This is a genomic window from Pseudomonas avellanae BPIC 631, assembly GCF_000444135.1.
Lineage (GTDB): Bacteria > Pseudomonadota > Gammaproteobacteria > Pseudomonadales > Pseudomonadaceae > Aquipseudomonas > Aquipseudomonas avellanae.
Genome location: NZ_ATDK01000040.1, coordinates 37,012 through 52,202, shown reverse-complemented (window position 1 = coordinate 52,202; position 15,191 = coordinate 37,012). Strand labels below are relative to the sequence as shown.

The following is a 15,191-nucleotide window of genomic DNA, read 5'->3' as shown; positions in this document are numbered from 1 at the left end:
CAGTTCAACACTAGCCAGATTGACCCGGAACCGCTAACCAAGTTCCTTGATTTTCAGAAGCCGATCTGGTGAACGAAAAATTTCCCTTTAGCGGGGTGCCAGTTCACGCAAGTGACGAGCGACCGCAATCCAGGCACCGATATACCCTAACAGAACAGCTCCAAGCAAGAGCGAAAGACCATCACCCGTCGGAACACCCGCCAGCGCAAAGTCGCTTCCATACAGACCCGCCAGCCCGACGACCGCACCGTTCAGCCAGTTCAGGCCATACGCCAGAACCCCCCAGGACAGGATCCCTGCCCCGAAACCGTACAGCGCGCCCATATAAAGGAATGGCCTGCGCACGTAGCTGTCGGTGCCGCCCACCAGCTTGATGACTTCGATTTCGGTGCGGCGGTTTTCGATATGTAGACGTATTGTGTTACCAATTACCAACAGCAAAGCCGAGACCAGCAGAACCGTCAAGCCGAAAACGAACCGGTCACCCAGCTTGAGGATTGCGGCCAGTCGTTCGACCCAGACCAGATCCAGTTGCGCCTGCTCCACTTTCGGCAGGCCAGCGAGCCGGGTGCGCAAGGCTTCCAGCGCGGGCTTGTCCACTTCATCCGGCGTGACCAGCACTACGCCTGGCAACGGGTTCTCCGGCAATTCCTTGAGGGCCTCGCCCAGGCCGGACTGTTGCTTGAACTCGCCCAATGCCTGTTCGCTGCTGATGTACTCGGCATCTGCCACGCCGGGCATTGCCTTGATCTCATCGCGCATGCGGGTGCCATCAGTGGTGCTGGCATCCAGATTCAGATAGATCGAAATCTGCGCCGCACGCTGCCACGAACCACCCAGGCGCTCGACATTACTCAACAGCAATGACAGACCCATGGGCAGGCTCAGGGCAATGGCCATGACCAGACAGGTAAAGAAGCTGCCGATCGGCTGCTTGGTCAGACGACGCAGGCTGTCGACCAGACTGGACCGATGGCTTTCCAGCCAGGCAGATAACAATGCACTGAAGTCAGGGCCGTCATCATCGTGATCGTGGCGCGGTTTTTTCTGCTTTTGCGGCGAAGGATCGGCGGCTTTGGGCGCAACGCGCTCTGAAACCTTGGGGCTGCGTGTGGCACTCATACTCCGGCCTCCCCGTCACCGATCAGACGACCGCGCTGCAGGGTCAGCATGCGGTGGCGCATGCGGGCGATCAATGCCAGGTCGTGACTGGCGATCAGCACGCTGGTCCCCAGTCGGTTGATGTCTTCAAATACACCCATGATTTCCGCAGCAAGGCGTGGGTCGAGGTTACCGGTCGGCTCATCGGCCAGCAGCAAGGCCGGGCGATGGACAATCGCACGGGCGATGCCGACGCGCTGTTGCTGACCGGTGGACAGGTCGCCTGGGTACAGATCGGACTTGTCGGACAGCGCCACGCGCTCAAGTGCCGAATCGACACGCTTGGCAATCTCCGGCTTGGACAGGCCGAGGATCTGCAGGGGCAAGGCGATGTTGTTGAAGACGGTGCGGTCGAACAGCAACTGGTGATTCTGGAACACTACGCCGATCTGACGACGCAGAAACGGGATCTGCGCGTTGCTGATCTGCCCCAGGTCCTGGCCTGCCAGCATCAGTTTGCCGGTCGTCGGGCGCTCCATGGCCAGCAACAGGCGCAACAGCGTGCTCTTGCCGGCACCGGAATGACCGGTGACGAACAGAAACTCGCCGCGACGTACTCGAAAGCTCAGTTCATGCAACCCGACATGTCCATTCGGATAGCGCTTACCGACCTGCTCGAATCGAATCATGGACGCTCCCGCTCCGCAAACAGAGCCTGAACAAAGGGTTCGGCCTCGAAGGTACGCAGATCATCGATGCCCTCGCCCACGCCGATATAGCGAATAGGCAGGCCGAACTGCTTGGCCAGGGCGAAAATCACGCCGCCTTTGGCTGTGCCATCCAGTTTAGTGAGTGCCAGCCCGGTCAGGGTGACCGTCTGGTTGAATTGTTTGGCCTGATTGATGGCGTTCTGACCGGTGCCGGCGTCGAGCACCAGCAGGACTTCATGAGGAGCGTCGGCGTCGAGCTTGCCGATCACGCGGCGAACCTTCTTCAACTCCTCCATCAGGTTGTCCTTGGTGTGCAGACGGCCAGCGGTGTCGGCGATCAGCACGTCGATGCCACGGGCCTTGGCGGCCTGCACGGCATCGAAGATCACCGAGGCGGAGTCGGCACCGGTGTGCTGGGCGATGACCGGAATATGGTTACGCTCGCCCCAGACCTGCAATTGCTCGACGGCGGCAGCTCGGAAGGTGTCGCCCGCCGCCAGCATGACTTTCTTGCCTTCCAGTTGCAGCTTCTTGGCCAGTTTGCCGATGGTCGTGGTCTTGCCCGCGCCATTGACGCCCACCACCAGAATCACGAAAGGCTTGTGCTCGGCCTTGATCACCAACGGTTGCTCGACCGGCTTGAGCATCGCTGCCAGCTCACCCTGCAGCGAGGTGTACAACGCCTGAGCGTCGGTCAGTTGCTTGCGCGCGACCTTCTGGGTCAGGCTCTTGATGATGACTGAAGTGGCCTCGACGCCGACATCTGCGGTCAGCAGACGGGTTTCGATTTCTTCCAGCAGGTCATCATCAATGGCTTTCTTGCCCAAAAACAGGCTGGCCATGCCTTCGCCGATGCTCGCGCTGGTCTTCGACAGGCCCTGCTTGAGGCGAGCAAAGAAACCGACCTTGCCGGCCTCTGCCTCAGGCGCAGGTGCCGGAACTACTGGCGCTGTGATCGGAACCACTGCCTGAGCAGGCTGCACTGGCTGCAGAACGGACTGGGCCGCGACGGGTTCAGGTTCAGGTTCAGGAACAGGCTCAACCAATACCGGTTCTTGAACGCTGAGCGGCAGGATATCGGCTACAGGCTCGGCTTGCGGCTCATAGGCGACAGGTTCGGACACCACCTGTTCAGACACCACAGGCTCAGGCACGACATGAACATGACCCTGTAGCGGAATCGCCGGGGTTACGTGCGGCTCGCGCTCATCACTCAGCGCCACCGACTCTTCGGTGACCGGCAAGGTCAGCCAGGGCTGAGGTGACGGTGCGCCCGGCTCGACAGTGATCTGCGGGGCAGGCGCATCAGCCTGGGCGATGCTCTCGGGCACAGGTTGCGGGGCAGCAGATGGCTCGACCTGGGGGGTCGCTATAACCTGATCGACGACCGGTTCGGGTTGCGTCGGCGATGATTCTGGCGGCGTTGGTTCGGCTTCTTGCTGCGGCTTCTTGCGCAGCCATCCGAACAGGCCTTTCTTCTCACCAGCCGCAGCTGGGGTCTTCTTGTCGTCGCTGGAACCAAACATGGATGACGGCTATCTCAAGGTTGCGGGCCGCCAGAGGGCGGCGCGGAAAATTCTGACATGCAAAACAGACTGCGTTTAGGACTTCTTGTTCACTCAGCGGCCGCTTAAGCAGCTACCTTTACCTGCGCTTTAAACAGGTTTCACTCGCAATTGGCCAGTGAAGGCTGTCTCTGAGGCAAACGGATCAGTATCCTAACACCCCCGCGCCCGCCGACGCTAAGTTCACGCGGGCCGTCCTACAGGTTCAAACAACGAATGAATGCTCTAGCCCGCCGCGCCGCAGGCCTGCTGCTCAGCACAATTTGTCTGCCTTTGACAGCATTGGCTGCTGACCCGCAACCGACCCATGAATTTACCCTGGATAACGGCCTGAAGGTGGTTGTCCGCGAAGATCACCGCGCTCCGGTGGTGGTTTCCCAGATCTGGTACAAGGTCGGCTCCAGTTACGAGACGCCGGGGCAAACCGGTCTGTCTCATGCCCTTGAGCACATGATGTTCAAAGGCAGCAGCAAGACCGGGCCGGGGGAATCCTCGCTGATTCTGCGCGATCTGGGCGCTGAAGAGAACGCCTTCACCAGTGATGACTACACGGCTTACTATCAGGTGCTGGCCCGCGATCGCCTCAGCGTTGCGCTGGAGCTGGAAGCCGATCGCATGGCAACCCTTAAACTGCCCGCCGACGAGTTCGGCCGCGAGATCGAAGTCATCAAGGAAGAGCGCCGTTTGCGCACCGATGACAAGCCGATGGGCAAGGCTTTCGAGCGCTTCAAGGCGATGGCCTACCCGGCCAGCGGCTACCACACGCCGACCATCGGCTGGATGGCTGACCTTGAGCGCATGAAGGTTGAAGAGCTGCGCCACTGGTACGAATCCTGGTACACGCCGAACAACGCCACGCTGGTGGTGGTCGGTGACGTGCAGCCAGACGAGGTCAAGGCGCTGGCGGAGCGTTTCTTCGGCCCGATCCCGCGCCGCGACGTGCCGCCCTCGAAAAAACCGCTTGAGCTGGCCGAACCCGGCGAGCGCAAGATTACCCTGCATGTCAAAACCCAGCTGCCAAGCCTGATCTACGGTTTCAACGTGCCGAGCGTCGCCACCGCCGAAGATCCACGCTCGGCCAACGCCCTGCGCCTGATCGCCGCCCTGCTCGACGGCGGTTACAGCGCGCGCATTCCGACTCGGCTGGAACGTGGCGAAGAGCTGGTGTCCGGTGCTTCGTCGCGCTACGACGCCTTCGCTCGTGGCGACAGCCTGTTCATGATCAGCGCCACACCCAATACACAAAAGAAGAAGACCCTGGCCGATGTCGAAGCCGGCATCTGGCGTCTGCTGAATGATTTGAAAACCAAGGCGCCGTCCGCCGAAGAACTCGAGCGCGTCCGTGCTCAGGTCATCGCCGGTGTGGTGTACGAGCGTGACTCGATAACCAGCCAGGCGACCATGATCGGCGAGCTGGAAACTGTCGGCCTGTCCTGGAAACTGATGGACAAGGAACTGGAAGACCTGCAAAGCGTGACCCCGCAGGATATTCAGAAGGCCGCCAACACCTATTTCACCCGTGAGCGCCTCAGCGTTGCGCACGTTCTGCCTGAGGAGAAAGCCAAATGATCAAGCGCAATGCTCCACGTCATGCGCTGCTCGGCCTGATCCTGGCCGGTTCGCTGGGTGCCTTTGGCGCCCAATCCGTGCTGGCTGACGAAGCCGCTGTTGCCGACCCGACCCAGGCCACTCAACCCACACCGGCATTGGGCAGCAATCTGCAGACCCTAAAGGAACTGGACGGCAAGGCCCCTGCCCGCCGCGCCTTGAACATCCAGACCTGGAACACCGCCGAAGGCACCAAGGTGCTGTTCGTCGAGTCTCGCGAACTGCCGATGTTCGACATGCGCGTGATTTTTGCCGCTGGCAGCAGTCAGGACCAGAAATCGCCCGGCATCGCCTTGCTGACCAACGCCATGCTCAATGAAGGCGTCAAGGGCAAAGACGTCAGCGCCATCGCTCAGGGTTTTGAAGGGCTGGGCGCGGACTTCGGCAACGGTTCCTACCGCGACATGGCCGTCGCGTCGCTGCGCAGCCTGAGTGCGATCGACAAGCGTGACCCGGCCTTGAAGTTGTTTGGCGAGGTCGTGGGCAAGCCCACCTTCCCTGCCGACTCGCTGGCGCGCCTCAAAAACCAGCTGATCGACAGCCTGGAAAGCCAGAAGCAGAGCCCGGGTGCGATCGGCAACAAGGCGCTGTTCGAGCGTCTGTATGGCGATCATCCTTATGCTCACCCGAGCGAAGGCAATGTAAAAAGCATCAATGCCATTACGCTGGCTCAACTCAAGGCGTTCCATGCCAAGGCCTATGCGGCTGGCAATGCGGTGATTGCACTGGTCGGCGACCTGTCGCGAGATGAAGCGCAAGCCATCGCCGCGCAGGTGTCCGCCTCGCTGCCAAAAGGCACGGCGCTGGCCAAGGTTGCCGACCCGATCGAACCCAAGGCTGGCCCGACGCACATCGAGTTTGCGTCAAACCAGACCCACCTGATGCTCGCGCAACTGGGCATCGACCGCAACGATCCGGATTATGCGGCGCTGACCGTCGGTAATTCGGTGCTGGGCGGCGGCGGTTTCGGCAGCCGGCTGATGACCGAAGTACGTGAAAAACGCGGGCTGACCTACGGTGTCTCGTCTGGCTTCACGGCCATGCAGGTGGCCGGGCCGTTCATGATCGGTCTGCAGACGCGTGCGGAAATGAGCGAAAACACCCTCAAGCTGGTCCAGGACATTGTTCGCGACTTCCTCGCCAACGGCCCGACCCAGAAAGAACTCGACGACGTGAAACGCGAGCTGACCGGGAGTTTCCCGCTTACCGCAGCCAGCAACTCAGCCATCGTCGGCCAATTGGGTACCATCGGCTTCTATGATCTGCCATTGACCTACCTTGAGGACTACATGGCCGCTGCCCAGAGCGTGACGGTCGAACAGGTCAAGGCAGCCATGAGCAAGCATTTAAGCGCCGACAAGATGGTTATCGTCAGCGTAGGCGCGACAGTGGAGCAAAAGCCGCTGCCCGCGCCGACCGACAAACCCGTTCGCCAACCTGTAGGGGTCCCGGAACACTGATGGCCAATCCACGTCCGAAGGGCCATAACGGCCTGGGTCAGCTTCGTATCATCGGGGGAGAATGGGGCAGCCGCCGCCTGACTTTCCCGGACGCCCCCGGCCTGCGCCCGACGCCGGATCGCGTGCGCGAAACCCTGTTCAACTGGCTCGCGCCTTACATCGCGGGCGCCAGGGTGCTGGACGTCTTCACCGGCAGCGGCGCGCTGTACTTCGAAGCGTTGTCGCGCGGCGCCAGCATGGGCCTGGCACTGGACAGCAACGCTGCCGCCATCGCCAGCCTGCGCCAGAACCTCAACGCCCTGAACTGCACCAGCGGCCAGGTTTCCCAGACCGACGCCCTGCGCCACCTGGAAACCGCCATCGCCTCGCCCTTCGACGTCGTCTTCCTCGACCCGCCCTTCCATCAGGGCCTGCTCGCTTCGGCCTGCAACCTGCTGGAAACCCATGGCTGGCTGGCTGATACCGCCTGGATCTACACCGAAAGCGAAACACCGCCCTCGACCACCGGCTTGCCGGGCAGTTGGCGATTGCATCGCGAGAAAAAGGCCGGACAGGTGTATTACGCGTTGTGGCAGCGGGGTTAATCAGGGCTCGTGCCACTGGAGCGTGCGGAACGATAACCTCCATTATCGTGCGATGCTCCGCGTCGGCATGCCGTTCTGGACGCTCTGCGTCCGATCCTGAGTGTGCGGCGCAGATCTGTGACGCGGAGCGTCGCACAGCGGTTCTTCGATGTCAGTGCCATCGCGGTAAAAAAGCGCTTTCGTTTATGTGCAGTGATTCCGGGCTGGGCATGACGTTGCGCTGCGCTGCGGCAATGATACAACTATCGTGCGACGCTCCGCGTCGGCATGCCGTTCTGGACGCTCCGCGTCCTCTTTTGCGACGCGGAGCGTCGTGAACTGCATTCCCACGCTGGAGCGCTGGGAACGATAATCTCAACTTTCGTGCGCAACGACACCGCCAGGCCACTTACATCCCGGCCCACTTAGTGGCAACGTACCGCATCAGCCCTTGAATTGATCGTCGAGCAATACCGTGCCTACACGCCCTGCCTTTGTTCCCCATGCAAACCCGTTCGTCCCGGCCGTCGGCATGGGTAATCCGCACCTGCAGACGCTTTGGGGCCCGCTGGTGCGCAAGCCAACGCTGCTGGCGCGTACTCGCGAGCGGTTGTGGTTGAAGGACGGGGATTTTCTGGACATGGACTGGCATGGGCCGAACGAAGCTGATGCGCCATTGGTGCTGGTGCTGCACGGCCTGACCGGGTCGTCCAACTCGCCTTATGTCGCCGGCCTGCAAAAGGCAATGGCGACGAAGGGCTGGGCCAGTGTGGCGCTCAACTGGCGCGGCTGCTCGGGAGAGCCCAATCTGCTGTCGCGCAGTTATCACTCCGGGGCCAGCGAAGACCTGGCTGAGGTGATCGCCCATTTACGCTCGCTGCGCCCACTGGCTGCGCTATATGCCGTGGGGTATTCACTGGGCGGCAACGTGCTGCTCAAGTATCTGGGCGAGTCAGGCAAGCACAGCGATCTGCTGGGTGCGGTAGCGGTGTCTGTCCCTTTTCGTCTGGACGAGTGCGCCAACCGTATTGGCCAGGGGTTTTCCAAGGTCTATCAACGGCACTTCATGCGCGAAATGCTGACGTACATCCGCGACAAGCAACAGCGCTTTCAACATGAAGGGCTCACCGAAGGGCTCGCCGAACTGTCTGCCCTGGGCTCGCTGGAGAACATGCGAACGTTCTGGGACTTCGATGGCCGGGTGACGGCCCCGCTGCACGGCTTCGTCGATGCGACGGATTATTACCGCAGTGCATCGAGTCGCTATTACCTGGGCCAGATTGAAACGCCTACGCTGATTATCCAGTCTCGCGACGATCCATTCGTTTTCCCCCACAGCCTGCCCGAGCCCGGCGAACTGTCAGCCTGCACCGAATTTGAACTGCATGCCAAAGGCGGGCACGTCGGTTTTGTCGATGGCTCGTTGCGCAACCCTACTTATTACCTCGATCGGCGTATCCCGTCATGGCTGAGCGCCGCGCAGGTACATCAAAGCGCCAGCGCAAGCTGACGCCGGATTAACAGGCGCCAGTGGCTATTTCACGCGTCGGATCGGTAATCCATTCGCTCCAGGATCCTGCATACAGGGTGCCCATCGGGTAGCCAGCCAGGCACAGCGCGAACAGGTTATGACAGGCCGTGACGCCCGAGCCGCAATAGGACACCAGACTTTCCGGCGGGCGGCCTTGCAGCTTTTCGGCGAAACGCCGCCTGAGCTGCTCGGGCGGCAGAAAACGCCCGTCCGGCCCGAGATTGTCGGTGCAGGCCGCACACTGCGCACCAGGGATGTGTCCGGCAACAGGGTCCAGAGGCTCCACGTCGCCGCGAAAGCGGGCTTCAGCGCGGGCATCGATCAACGTCATCTCCACACGCCCGAGGCGGCTCTGCAATCGGCTGCCACTGAGCAACATCGACATGTCCGGCTCGCCGCTGAAATTGCCCGGCTCATGGTTCAGCGCATCCAGGCTCAGCGGCAAACCCGCCGCGTGCCAGGCTTTAAGCCCACCGTCGAGCAGGTAAACACCCTCACGCTTGCCCATCCAGGCCAGCAGCCACCAGGCGCGCGCGGCGAACATACCGGGGCCGTCGTCGTACAGCACGACGTCGCTGTCGGCATTTATGCCCCATGCCTGAATGCTTTCCAGCAAGGCAGCAGGCTCCGGCAGCGGGTGGCGTCCGGTCTTGCCTTTGATAGCCGGCCCGCTGAGGTCACGCTTCAGATCGGCAAACGACGCACCTTCGATATGGCCCTGCGCATAGTTGCGCTGGCCGTAATCCGCATCTTCCAGTGCAAAGCGACAATCGAGAATGACCAGGCCTGGCGTCTTCTGGCGCATGGCCAGGCGTTCAGGGCTGATCAGTTGCGCAATGGACATGACACACTCCTGTGGCAGAAACCCGATAGTCAGGCTGCTCATCGGCTCTGGATTCAGGCCAGAGCCTCTGGCAACGATGAATGGAACGTTTCACATAACGCATCGAACGCTTCGCGAGCCTGAGGCGCGACAAAGACCGATTCGAGCATGAGCACCTGATAGACACCACGCCGGATGGCTGATTCGTTCAACTCGGCATTGTTTTCCCGGTTAGTGCACAAAAACCGCACCCACGACGTCAGCACAATCCAGGTATTGAGGCTGGTCCACTCGATCTGCGACTCATCCATCTGCAGGATGCCCGCCTTGATGAACCCCCGGTAAATGTTCATCGCCTGCATCAGGCAGCGGTACGAAAAACGCCGGTAGCGCCTGGCAAGCTCCGCATCCGACGTCAGCAGGTGTTCAAGGTCCTGGTGCAGAAAACGATAGCGCCACATGGCGTCGATCATTGCCATAAAGTAATCGCGCTTGTCCTCGATAGTCGGCAGACGGTCTGTGCGCAATGTCAGAAAACTGCCAACCAGCGTTTCATACTGGGTGAACAGCTCGGCAATGATTACCTGCTTGTTGGCAAAGTGATAATAGAGATTGCCGGGTGATATCTCCATGTGCGCAGCAATGTGATTGGTGGTTATGCAACGCTCGCCTTGCTGATTGAACAGCTCAAGGCTGGCTTGCACAATACGCTCACGGGTTTTGGTACGGGGTGCCATGCTGGGCCAGGACGCTCGGTTGCGGATGGGATGATGGCAATCTTAGCGCAGGCAAGTGCCACTATGGTGACTGAATCGTCGCTTTGACAGCAGGCAGTCAGCCTCGTGATTGTTATATCGAATAACAAGCGAACGCCTGAAGGCATACAGAAATCAGATGACCGTATGCCTTTAAGCATTCAAAAAACCATTGGTTGCAACGACCGGGGGCATGAACAATTTGACTCTATAGAGCAATAACTCTAAAAATCCCGTCACACCCAACCCGGAAACCTCCATGCTCGCCGAAACAGCGCCTCAGCACACTGGCCCTTCAATTGAAACAATGCACCAAGCATTTGCCCTGCAACGTGCCGCATTCAGGGTCAATTCGATGCCGTCGGCAGCACAGCGCCTGCAATGGCTCAAGTCGCTGGGCGAGTTGTTGAGCCTTCATCGCCAGGACCTGATCGATGCGATAGGCGCAGACTTCGGCCAGCGCAGTGCCGATGAGACCCTTCTGGCCGAGCTGTTGCCGAGCCTGCTGGGTATTGCTGATGCACGAAAACACGTGAAGCGCTGGATGAAACCGTCGCGGCGGCGCGTTGGGCTGATGTTTCAGCCTGCATCGGCGAAAGTTGTATATCAGCCGCTGGGCGTGATCGGGGTGATTGTGCCGTGGAACTACCCGCTTTTCCTGGCGATCGGGCCTTTGATCGGTGCGTTGGCGGCAGGCAACCGGGTAATGCTCAAGCTCAGTGAATCGACACCCGCAACCGGCGCGCTGCTCAAGCGTTTGCTTGCCAACGTGTTCCCGGAAGACCTGGTTGCGGTAGTGCTCGGCGAAGCTGAAACGGGCATGGCGTTCTCGCGCCTGCCGTTCGATCACCTGCTGTTTACGGGCGCAACCAGCATTGGCAAGCATGTCATGCGCGCTGCCGCTGAAAATCTGACGCCGGTCACTCTGGAGCTGGGCGGCAAATCGCCCGCCATCGTGTCGCAGGATGTACCGCTGCAGGACGCCGCCGAGCGCATCGCATTCGGCAAGACGCTCAATGCAGGACAAACCTGTATTGCCCCGGATTATGTGCTGGTGCCGAAGGATCGTTTGACAGGGTTTGTGAACGCTTACACCGCAGCAGTAAAGCGCTTCTACCCGACGCTGATCGACAACCCGGATTACACCGCAATCATCAATCAACGCCAGTTGCTGCGCCTGAACCACTGTTTGGAAGACGCTGCGAACAAGGGCGCGACAATCATCACGCTGTATGAGCAGGGCCAGGATCGGCGCATGCCGTTCAGTGTGTTAATCAATGTCAACGACGACATGCTGGTAATGCAGGACGAGATCTTCGGGCCGTTGCTGCCGGTCGTGCCTTACGACCGTATCGAAGACGCCTACGCCTACATCAACCAGCGCCCTCGCCCGCTGGCGCTGTACTACTTCGGCTACAACAAGGCCGAGCAACGGCAGGTACTGGAGCGCACGCATTCTGGCGGAGTGTCGATCAATGACACGCTGATGCATGCCGCTCAGGACGATTTGCCTTTCGGCGGGGTCGGCCCTTCGGGCATGGGTAATTACCATGGCCGCGAAGGCTTTCTTACTTTCAGCCAGGCGAAGGCGGTGTTCACCAAACAGCGCCTGAACGCAGCGCGATTGATTTATCCACCGTACGGCAAAGCGATTCAGCGCCTGATTTATAAACTTTTCATGCGTTGATTGCATAAGTGCCATAACAGTAAATAGCCCCTGAATCAGGGGTTTCACGCCATACATGGCCGATAATCGGCGCAATACGGGCTTTTCCATCCGTCGAGTCGCTTGGCCCATCGGGACGGCTGCGATACCATCCGAGTCCCACAACGGACTCCGACCAGGACGACGCGATGAACCGAGTGTTGTACCCAGGCACCTTCGACCCTATTACCAAGGGCCATGGCGATCTGGTCGAACGCGCCTCGCGCCTGTTCGACCAAGTGGTCATTGCAGTTGCCGCCAGCCCGAAGAAAAACCCGCTGTTTCCTCTGGAACAACGCGTCGAGCTGGCCCGTGAGGTAACCAAGCACTTGCCCAACGTGGAGGTCGTCGGCTTCTCGACGTTGCTGGCGCATTTTGCCAAGGAACAGAACGCCAATGTCTTTCTGCGCGGCCTGCGTGCGGTGTCGGACTTCGAGTACGAGTTTCAGCTCGCGAACATGAATCGGCAACTGGCACCGGACGTCGAAAGCCTGTTCCTCACGCCGTCAGAGCGTTACTCGTTCATTTCTTCGACGTTGGTGCGCGAAATCGCGGCGTTGGGCGGTGATATCACCAAGTTCGTACACCCTGCCGTCGCTCAGGCACTGACCGAGCGATTTAAACGCTAGCACATCAAGGTGCATCCTGAAGCCTAATGCGGCACAATTCGCCGCATTGGTTTTCATATGCCCCGGCGTCGGCCGCGGCAGGAGCAATTCATGTCCCTTATCATCACTGACGATTGCATCAATTGCGACGTCTGCGAACCCGAGTGCCCAAACGAAGCGATTTCACAAGGTGAAGAGATCTACGTGATCAATCCGAACCTGTGCACCGAATGTGTGGGGCATTACGACGAGCCGCAATGCCAACAGGTTTGCCCGGTCGATTGCATCCCGCTGGATGAAAATCACGTCGAGAGCAAAGAGCAACTGATGGACAAGTACCGGATCATCACCAGCAAGGTCTGATCCAGGCCTTACTGCTGCTTGCCGTATCCGTCACCGGTGCAACCCAGGCAACGCACAAAGGCCGCCTTGCCCGGATCGACGACGAGCGCCTTGCCCGTCGCGCCAAGATTGCCGCCTGCCGCCGCAAAGGGTGCCGCAATGACAAACAGACCTGTGCCGATGATGGTCGCGCCGATCAGCAGCGGTCGGGCAATCAGCAAGTCTCCGATCATGGCGAACGCGGGCGGGTTCTGGATGGTGTAGACCGGATCGCCGCTGCCTTGCGTGATATCGGCAGCAACTGCGGGCAAGGCCTGCAAACCGATGAACAACGCCAGCGTGGCAGCGAAAATACGAAACGGGCTCATGGCGTGGTCCTTCAGGCGTCGCAAATTAGGGTGCCATCACTATAAACAGGGATGCGGGTTAAGCAAGTAGCTCAGGGTTCATAAGTCGTTCAGCGCTGGCACTTGGGACAGTAAACGCTGGCGCGCTGGCCCAGTTTGATCTCGCGCAACGTTGTACCGCAAACCTTGCAGGGCTGAGCGCCGCGCCCGTAGACAAACAATTCCTGCTGAAAATACCCGGGCTTGCCATCGCCGCCGATGAAGTCACGCAACGTCGTGCCACCGCGCTCGATGGCATAGGCCAGAATGCGCTTGATCTCGATGGCCAGCTTCAGGTAACGCGCCCTGGAGATCCCACCGGCTTCGCGCCGAGGGTCGATACCCGCCGCAAACAGCGCTTCGGTCGCGTAGATATTGCCCACACCCACCACGACTGCGTTGTCCATGATGAACGGCTTTACGGCAATCGACTTACCGCGCGAGCGCTGGTAAAGGCGCTCGCCGTCGAACAGGTCGGTCAGCGGCTCCGGGCCAAGACGAATCAACAATTCGTGGTTGTGCGGATCATGACTCCAGAGCATCGCCCCGAACCGGCGCGGGTCGGTGTAACGCAGCGCCAGCCCGGACTCCAGCTCGATATCGACGTGCTCGTGCTTGAGCGCCGGAAGCCCGGCCTCGACAAGCCGCAGATTGCCCGACATGCCCAGATGGCTGATCAGCGTGCCCACTTCGGCCTGAATCAGCAGGTACTTGGCGCGGCGACTCACCTGAATGATGCGCTGCCCGGACAGACGGATGTCCAGGTCTTCGGGAATGGGCCAGCGCAAACGGCCATCACGAACAATCACGCGGCTGACGCGCTGACCTTCAAGGTGCGGCGCGATGCCACGGCGGGTGGTTTCGACTTCTGGTAATTCAGGCATGGATCACTCGGTCGTGCGGAAAGTAAGGGCTGGCAGCGTGCAGAATCAGCGCGCGCCCAGCTCGCGGATACTCTCCCTCAGGTATTCAAAATCGTATTCGGACAACCCGACGTAGTCCAGCACCAGCGCGCCGATGCTTTCCCATTCGTGATCCTCGTCCTGCTTACCCAACACCTGGTAGGACTGGCAAATATGCTCGGCCATTTTCAAGGGGGCCAAGAGATTTTTCAGCGTGGCATTACGGCTGGTATCGTCCTGAAAAATCGCCAATGCGTTGTGATGATTGGCGATCGCGTCGGTAATGTGCGCCGGCAGCCGCCAGGACTTGGCCGTGTAATAGCCCACAACCGAATGATTGGTGTCAAACGCATTGTTTTCGGTATCGACAATGCGGCGCTCAGGCCCGGCGTTGGCGTAAGCGCCTTCAAGCACCGGCATGTAATTGGGGAAACGCTTGAGCATCAGCGGGATGCCGCAGTCATGAAACAGACCCAGTGCATAGGATTCATCCACCGTTTGCGAGCCGATGCGCTTGGCCAGCGTCAGACTGGTCATCGCGACATCCTGCGCGGTATCCCAGAAGCGGTTGAGTGCTACGATGGTTTCATCGGTCATCTCGCCCCTGATCGACTGCGCGTTGATCAGATTGATAACGGTCCGACTGCCCAACAGGTTCACCGCCTTGTCGATCGAGGCGATCTTGTTGGACAGGCCGTAATGCGCAGAATTGACAATCTTCAGCAGCGCCCCGGACAGGCCGGGATCCTGTGCGATGAGACGTGCAATCGCGCCCAGGTCCGGATCAGGCATGTACTGCTCCATCTGCAGATCCACCATGATCTGTGGCTGCGGGGGCACGCTGATGCCTTGCAACGCTATCTGGATCTGCTCGGAGGTAAGCTCTTCGGACATAGGTAATCACTCTCGGTAGTGAGTGGATTCTGACCCTTTTGAGGGGCAACGGTCCATCACCGGGGACGAAGATATTCTCGGAACTTTAGCTGATAGACAGCTTCAGGCCCTGTGCGCCGTGGCGTAAAGGTCAGCCCCGATCATTGAGGCGCTGTCGGCATAATAGGTTACGAAAGTTGTCGTCAACCCGGCGCATCAGCGGGATGACGCGCTATAATCCCGCTCTTTTTTCAGGAGC

Annotated in this window: 15 protein-coding genes; 7 read left to right on the top strand and 8 right to left on the bottom strand. The window is 59.9% G+C overall.

Translation table 11 applies throughout. The features are described from left to right. Positions 1 to 87: 87 nt before the first annotated feature. From ftsX to ftsY, 3 genes are read right to left on the bottom strand one after another with little or no spacing between them, the layout of a single operon-like run. Entirely contained in the window at positions 88 to 1,122 is a 1,035-nt protein-coding gene (ftsX, locus tag DW49_RS0101430; protein WP_003379872.1) for a permease-like cell division protein FtsX, read from the bottom strand. Then, positions 1,119 to 1,790 carry a cell division ATP-binding protein FtsE gene (gene ftsE / locus DW49_RS0101425; protein WP_003379871.1) on the bottom strand — a complete coding sequence of 224 codons (672 nt, stop codon included), beginning with the start codon at positions 1,788 to 1,790 and terminating at the stop codon, positions 1,119 to 1,121. Before ftsE ends, ftsX begins: the two co-directional genes overlap by 4 nt. After that, positions 1,787 to 3,337: a signal recognition particle-docking protein FtsY gene (ftsY, locus tag DW49_RS0101420; RefSeq protein ID WP_005613954.1), complete on the bottom strand. Its 1,551-nt coding sequence runs from the start codon at positions 3,335 to 3,337 to the stop codon at positions 1,787 to 1,789. The genes ftsE and ftsY overlap by 4 nt, the downstream gene beginning before the upstream one ends. Positions 3,338 to 3,592: 255 nt before the next feature. Here ftsY and DW49_RS0101415 point away from each other — a divergent pair, with 255 nt between their 5' ends. From DW49_RS0101415 to DW49_RS0101400, 4 genes are all read left to right on the top strand, one after another. Then, positions 3,593 to 4,945 (top strand): M16 family metallopeptidase, encoded by a 1,353-nt coding sequence (locus DW49_RS0101415; protein WP_005613953.1) that lies wholly within the window; start codon positions 3,593 to 3,595, stop codon positions 4,943 to 4,945. Beyond that, a complete protein-coding gene (locus DW49_RS0101410) occupies positions 4,942 to 6,444 on the top strand; it encodes a M16 family metallopeptidase (protein WP_005613952.1) in 1,503 nt (500 codons plus the stop codon). The genes DW49_RS0101415 and DW49_RS0101410 overlap by 4 nt, the downstream gene beginning before the upstream one ends. Continuing rightward, the gene (gene rsmD / locus DW49_RS0101405; protein ID WP_005613950.1) at positions 6,444 to 7,028 is read left to right on the top strand and encodes a 16S rRNA (guanine(966)-N(2))-methyltransferase RsmD; all 585 of its coding nucleotides are present in this window, start codon (positions 6,444 to 6,446) and stop codon (positions 7,026 to 7,028) included. Before DW49_RS0101410 ends, rsmD begins: the two co-directional genes overlap by 1 nt. A gap of 454 nt (positions 7,029 to 7,482) precedes the next feature. Further along, positions 7,483 to 8,517: a hydrolase gene (locus DW49_RS0101400; protein ID WP_029768750.1), complete on the top strand. Its 1,035-nt coding sequence runs from the start codon at positions 7,483 to 7,485 to the stop codon at positions 8,515 to 8,517. A 7-nt stretch (positions 8,518 to 8,524) separates the two neighbouring features. Here the strand turns inward: DW49_RS0101400 and DW49_RS0101395 are convergent, their stop codons facing one another. Both DW49_RS0101395 and DW49_RS0101390 read right to left on the bottom strand, forming a co-directional pair. Further along, positions 8,525 to 9,382 (bottom strand): sulfurtransferase, encoded by an 858-nt coding sequence (locus DW49_RS0101395; RefSeq protein ID WP_024421079.1) that lies wholly within the window; start codon positions 9,380 to 9,382, stop codon positions 8,525 to 8,527. Between the two features lie 53 nt (positions 9,383 to 9,435). Further along, on the bottom strand, positions 9,436 to 10,098 hold the full coding sequence (locus DW49_RS0101390; RefSeq protein ID WP_005613947.1) for a TetR/AcrR family transcriptional regulator: 663 nt from the start codon (positions 10,096 to 10,098) through the stop codon (positions 9,436 to 9,438). A gap of 277 nt (positions 10,099 to 10,375) precedes the next feature. Between DW49_RS0101390 and DW49_RS0101385 the strand changes: the two genes are divergently transcribed. The 3 genes from DW49_RS0101385 (at position 10,376) to DW49_RS0101375 (ending at position 12,792) form a co-directional block, all read left to right on the top strand. Next, on the top strand, positions 10,376 to 11,803 hold the full coding sequence (locus tag DW49_RS0101385; protein WP_005613946.1) for a coniferyl aldehyde dehydrogenase: 1,428 nt from the start codon (positions 10,376 to 10,378) through the stop codon (positions 11,801 to 11,803). A 167-nt stretch (positions 11,804 to 11,970) separates the two neighbouring features. Beyond that, positions 11,971 to 12,450, top strand: coding sequence for a pantetheine-phosphate adenylyltransferase (gene coaD / locus DW49_RS0101380; RefSeq protein ID WP_003348749.1), 480 nt, complete (start codon positions 11,971 to 11,973; stop codon positions 12,448 to 12,450). A 90-nt stretch (positions 12,451 to 12,540) separates the two neighbouring features. Continuing rightward, complete coding sequence (locus DW49_RS0101375; protein WP_002555640.1) at positions 12,541 to 12,792, top strand: YfhL family 4Fe-4S dicluster ferredoxin; 252 nt, start codon at positions 12,541 to 12,543, stop codon at positions 12,790 to 12,792. 8 nt (positions 12,793 to 12,800) lie between these two features. Here DW49_RS0101375 and DW49_RS0101370 read toward each other — a convergent pair whose 3' ends face one another. The 3 genes from DW49_RS0101370 to DW49_RS0101360 all read right to left on the bottom strand — a co-directional run bounded on the left by DW49_RS0101370 (position 12,801) and on the right by DW49_RS0101360 (position 14,899). Next, positions 12,801 to 13,139 carry a hypothetical protein gene (locus DW49_RS0101370; RefSeq protein WP_005613935.1) on the bottom strand — a complete coding sequence of 113 codons (339 nt, stop codon included), beginning with the start codon at positions 13,137 to 13,139 and terminating at the stop codon, positions 12,801 to 12,803. Between the two features lie 89 nt (positions 13,140 to 13,228). After that, positions 13,229 to 14,041 carry a bifunctional DNA-formamidopyrimidine glycosylase/DNA-(apurinic or apyrimidinic site) lyase gene (gene mutM / locus DW49_RS0101365; protein ID WP_003379359.1) on the bottom strand — a complete coding sequence of 271 codons (813 nt, stop codon included), beginning with the start codon at positions 14,039 to 14,041 and terminating at the stop codon, positions 13,229 to 13,231. 45 nt (positions 14,042 to 14,086) lie between these two features. Further along, entirely contained in the window at positions 14,087 to 14,899 is an 813-nt protein-coding gene (locus DW49_RS0101360) for an HDOD domain-containing protein (protein WP_183144944.1), read from the bottom strand. Positions 14,900 to 15,191 lie beyond the last annotated feature (292 nt).

What these genes read in the sequence shown, in the direction of transcription:
- ftsX (WP_003379872.1), bottom strand. Translation starts at nt 1,122, where the DNA reads ATGAGTGCCACACGCAGCCCCAAGGTTTCAGAGCGCGTTGCGCCCAAA.
- DW49_RS0101415 (WP_005613953.1), top strand. Translation starts at nt 3,593, where the DNA reads ATGAATGCTCTAGCCCGCCGCGCCGCAGGCCTGCTGCTCAGCACAATT.
- coaD (WP_003348749.1), top strand. Translation starts at nt 11,971, where the DNA reads ATGAACCGAGTGTTGTACCCAGGCACCTTCGACCCTATTACCAAGGGC.
- DW49_RS0101375 (WP_002555640.1), top strand. Translation starts at nt 12,541, where the DNA reads ATGTCCCTTATCATCACTGACGATTGCATCAATTGCGACGTCTGCGAA.
- DW49_RS0101395 (WP_024421079.1), bottom strand. Translation starts at nt 9,382, where the DNA reads ATGTCCATTGCGCAACTGATCAGCCCTGAACGCCTGGCCATGCGCCAG.
- ftsY (WP_005613954.1), bottom strand. Translation starts at nt 3,337, where the DNA reads ATGTTTGGTTCCAGCGACGACAAGAAGACCCCAGCTGCGGCTGGTGAG.
- DW49_RS0101390 (WP_005613947.1), bottom strand. Translation starts at nt 10,098, where the DNA reads ATGGCACCCCGTACCAAAACCCGTGAGCGTATTGTGCAAGCCAGCCTT.
- DW49_RS0101410 (WP_005613952.1), top strand. Translation starts at nt 4,942, where the DNA reads ATGATCAAGCGCAATGCTCCACGTCATGCGCTGCTCGGCCTGATCCTG.
- DW49_RS0101370 (WP_005613935.1), bottom strand. Translation starts at nt 13,139, where the DNA reads ATGAGCCCGTTTCGTATTTTCGCTGCCACGCTGGCGTTGTTCATCGGT.
- ftsE (WP_003379871.1), bottom strand. Translation starts at nt 1,790, where the DNA reads ATGATTCGATTCGAGCAGGTCGGTAAGCGCTATCCGAATGGACATGTC.
- DW49_RS0101385 (WP_005613946.1), top strand. Translation starts at nt 10,376, where the DNA reads ATGCTCGCCGAAACAGCGCCTCAGCACACTGGCCCTTCAATTGAAACA.
- mutM (WP_003379359.1), bottom strand. Translation starts at nt 14,041, where the DNA reads ATGCCTGAATTACCAGAAGTCGAAACCACCCGCCGTGGCATCGCGCCG.
- rsmD (WP_005613950.1), top strand. Translation starts at nt 6,444, where the DNA reads ATGGCCAATCCACGTCCGAAGGGCCATAACGGCCTGGGTCAGCTTCGT.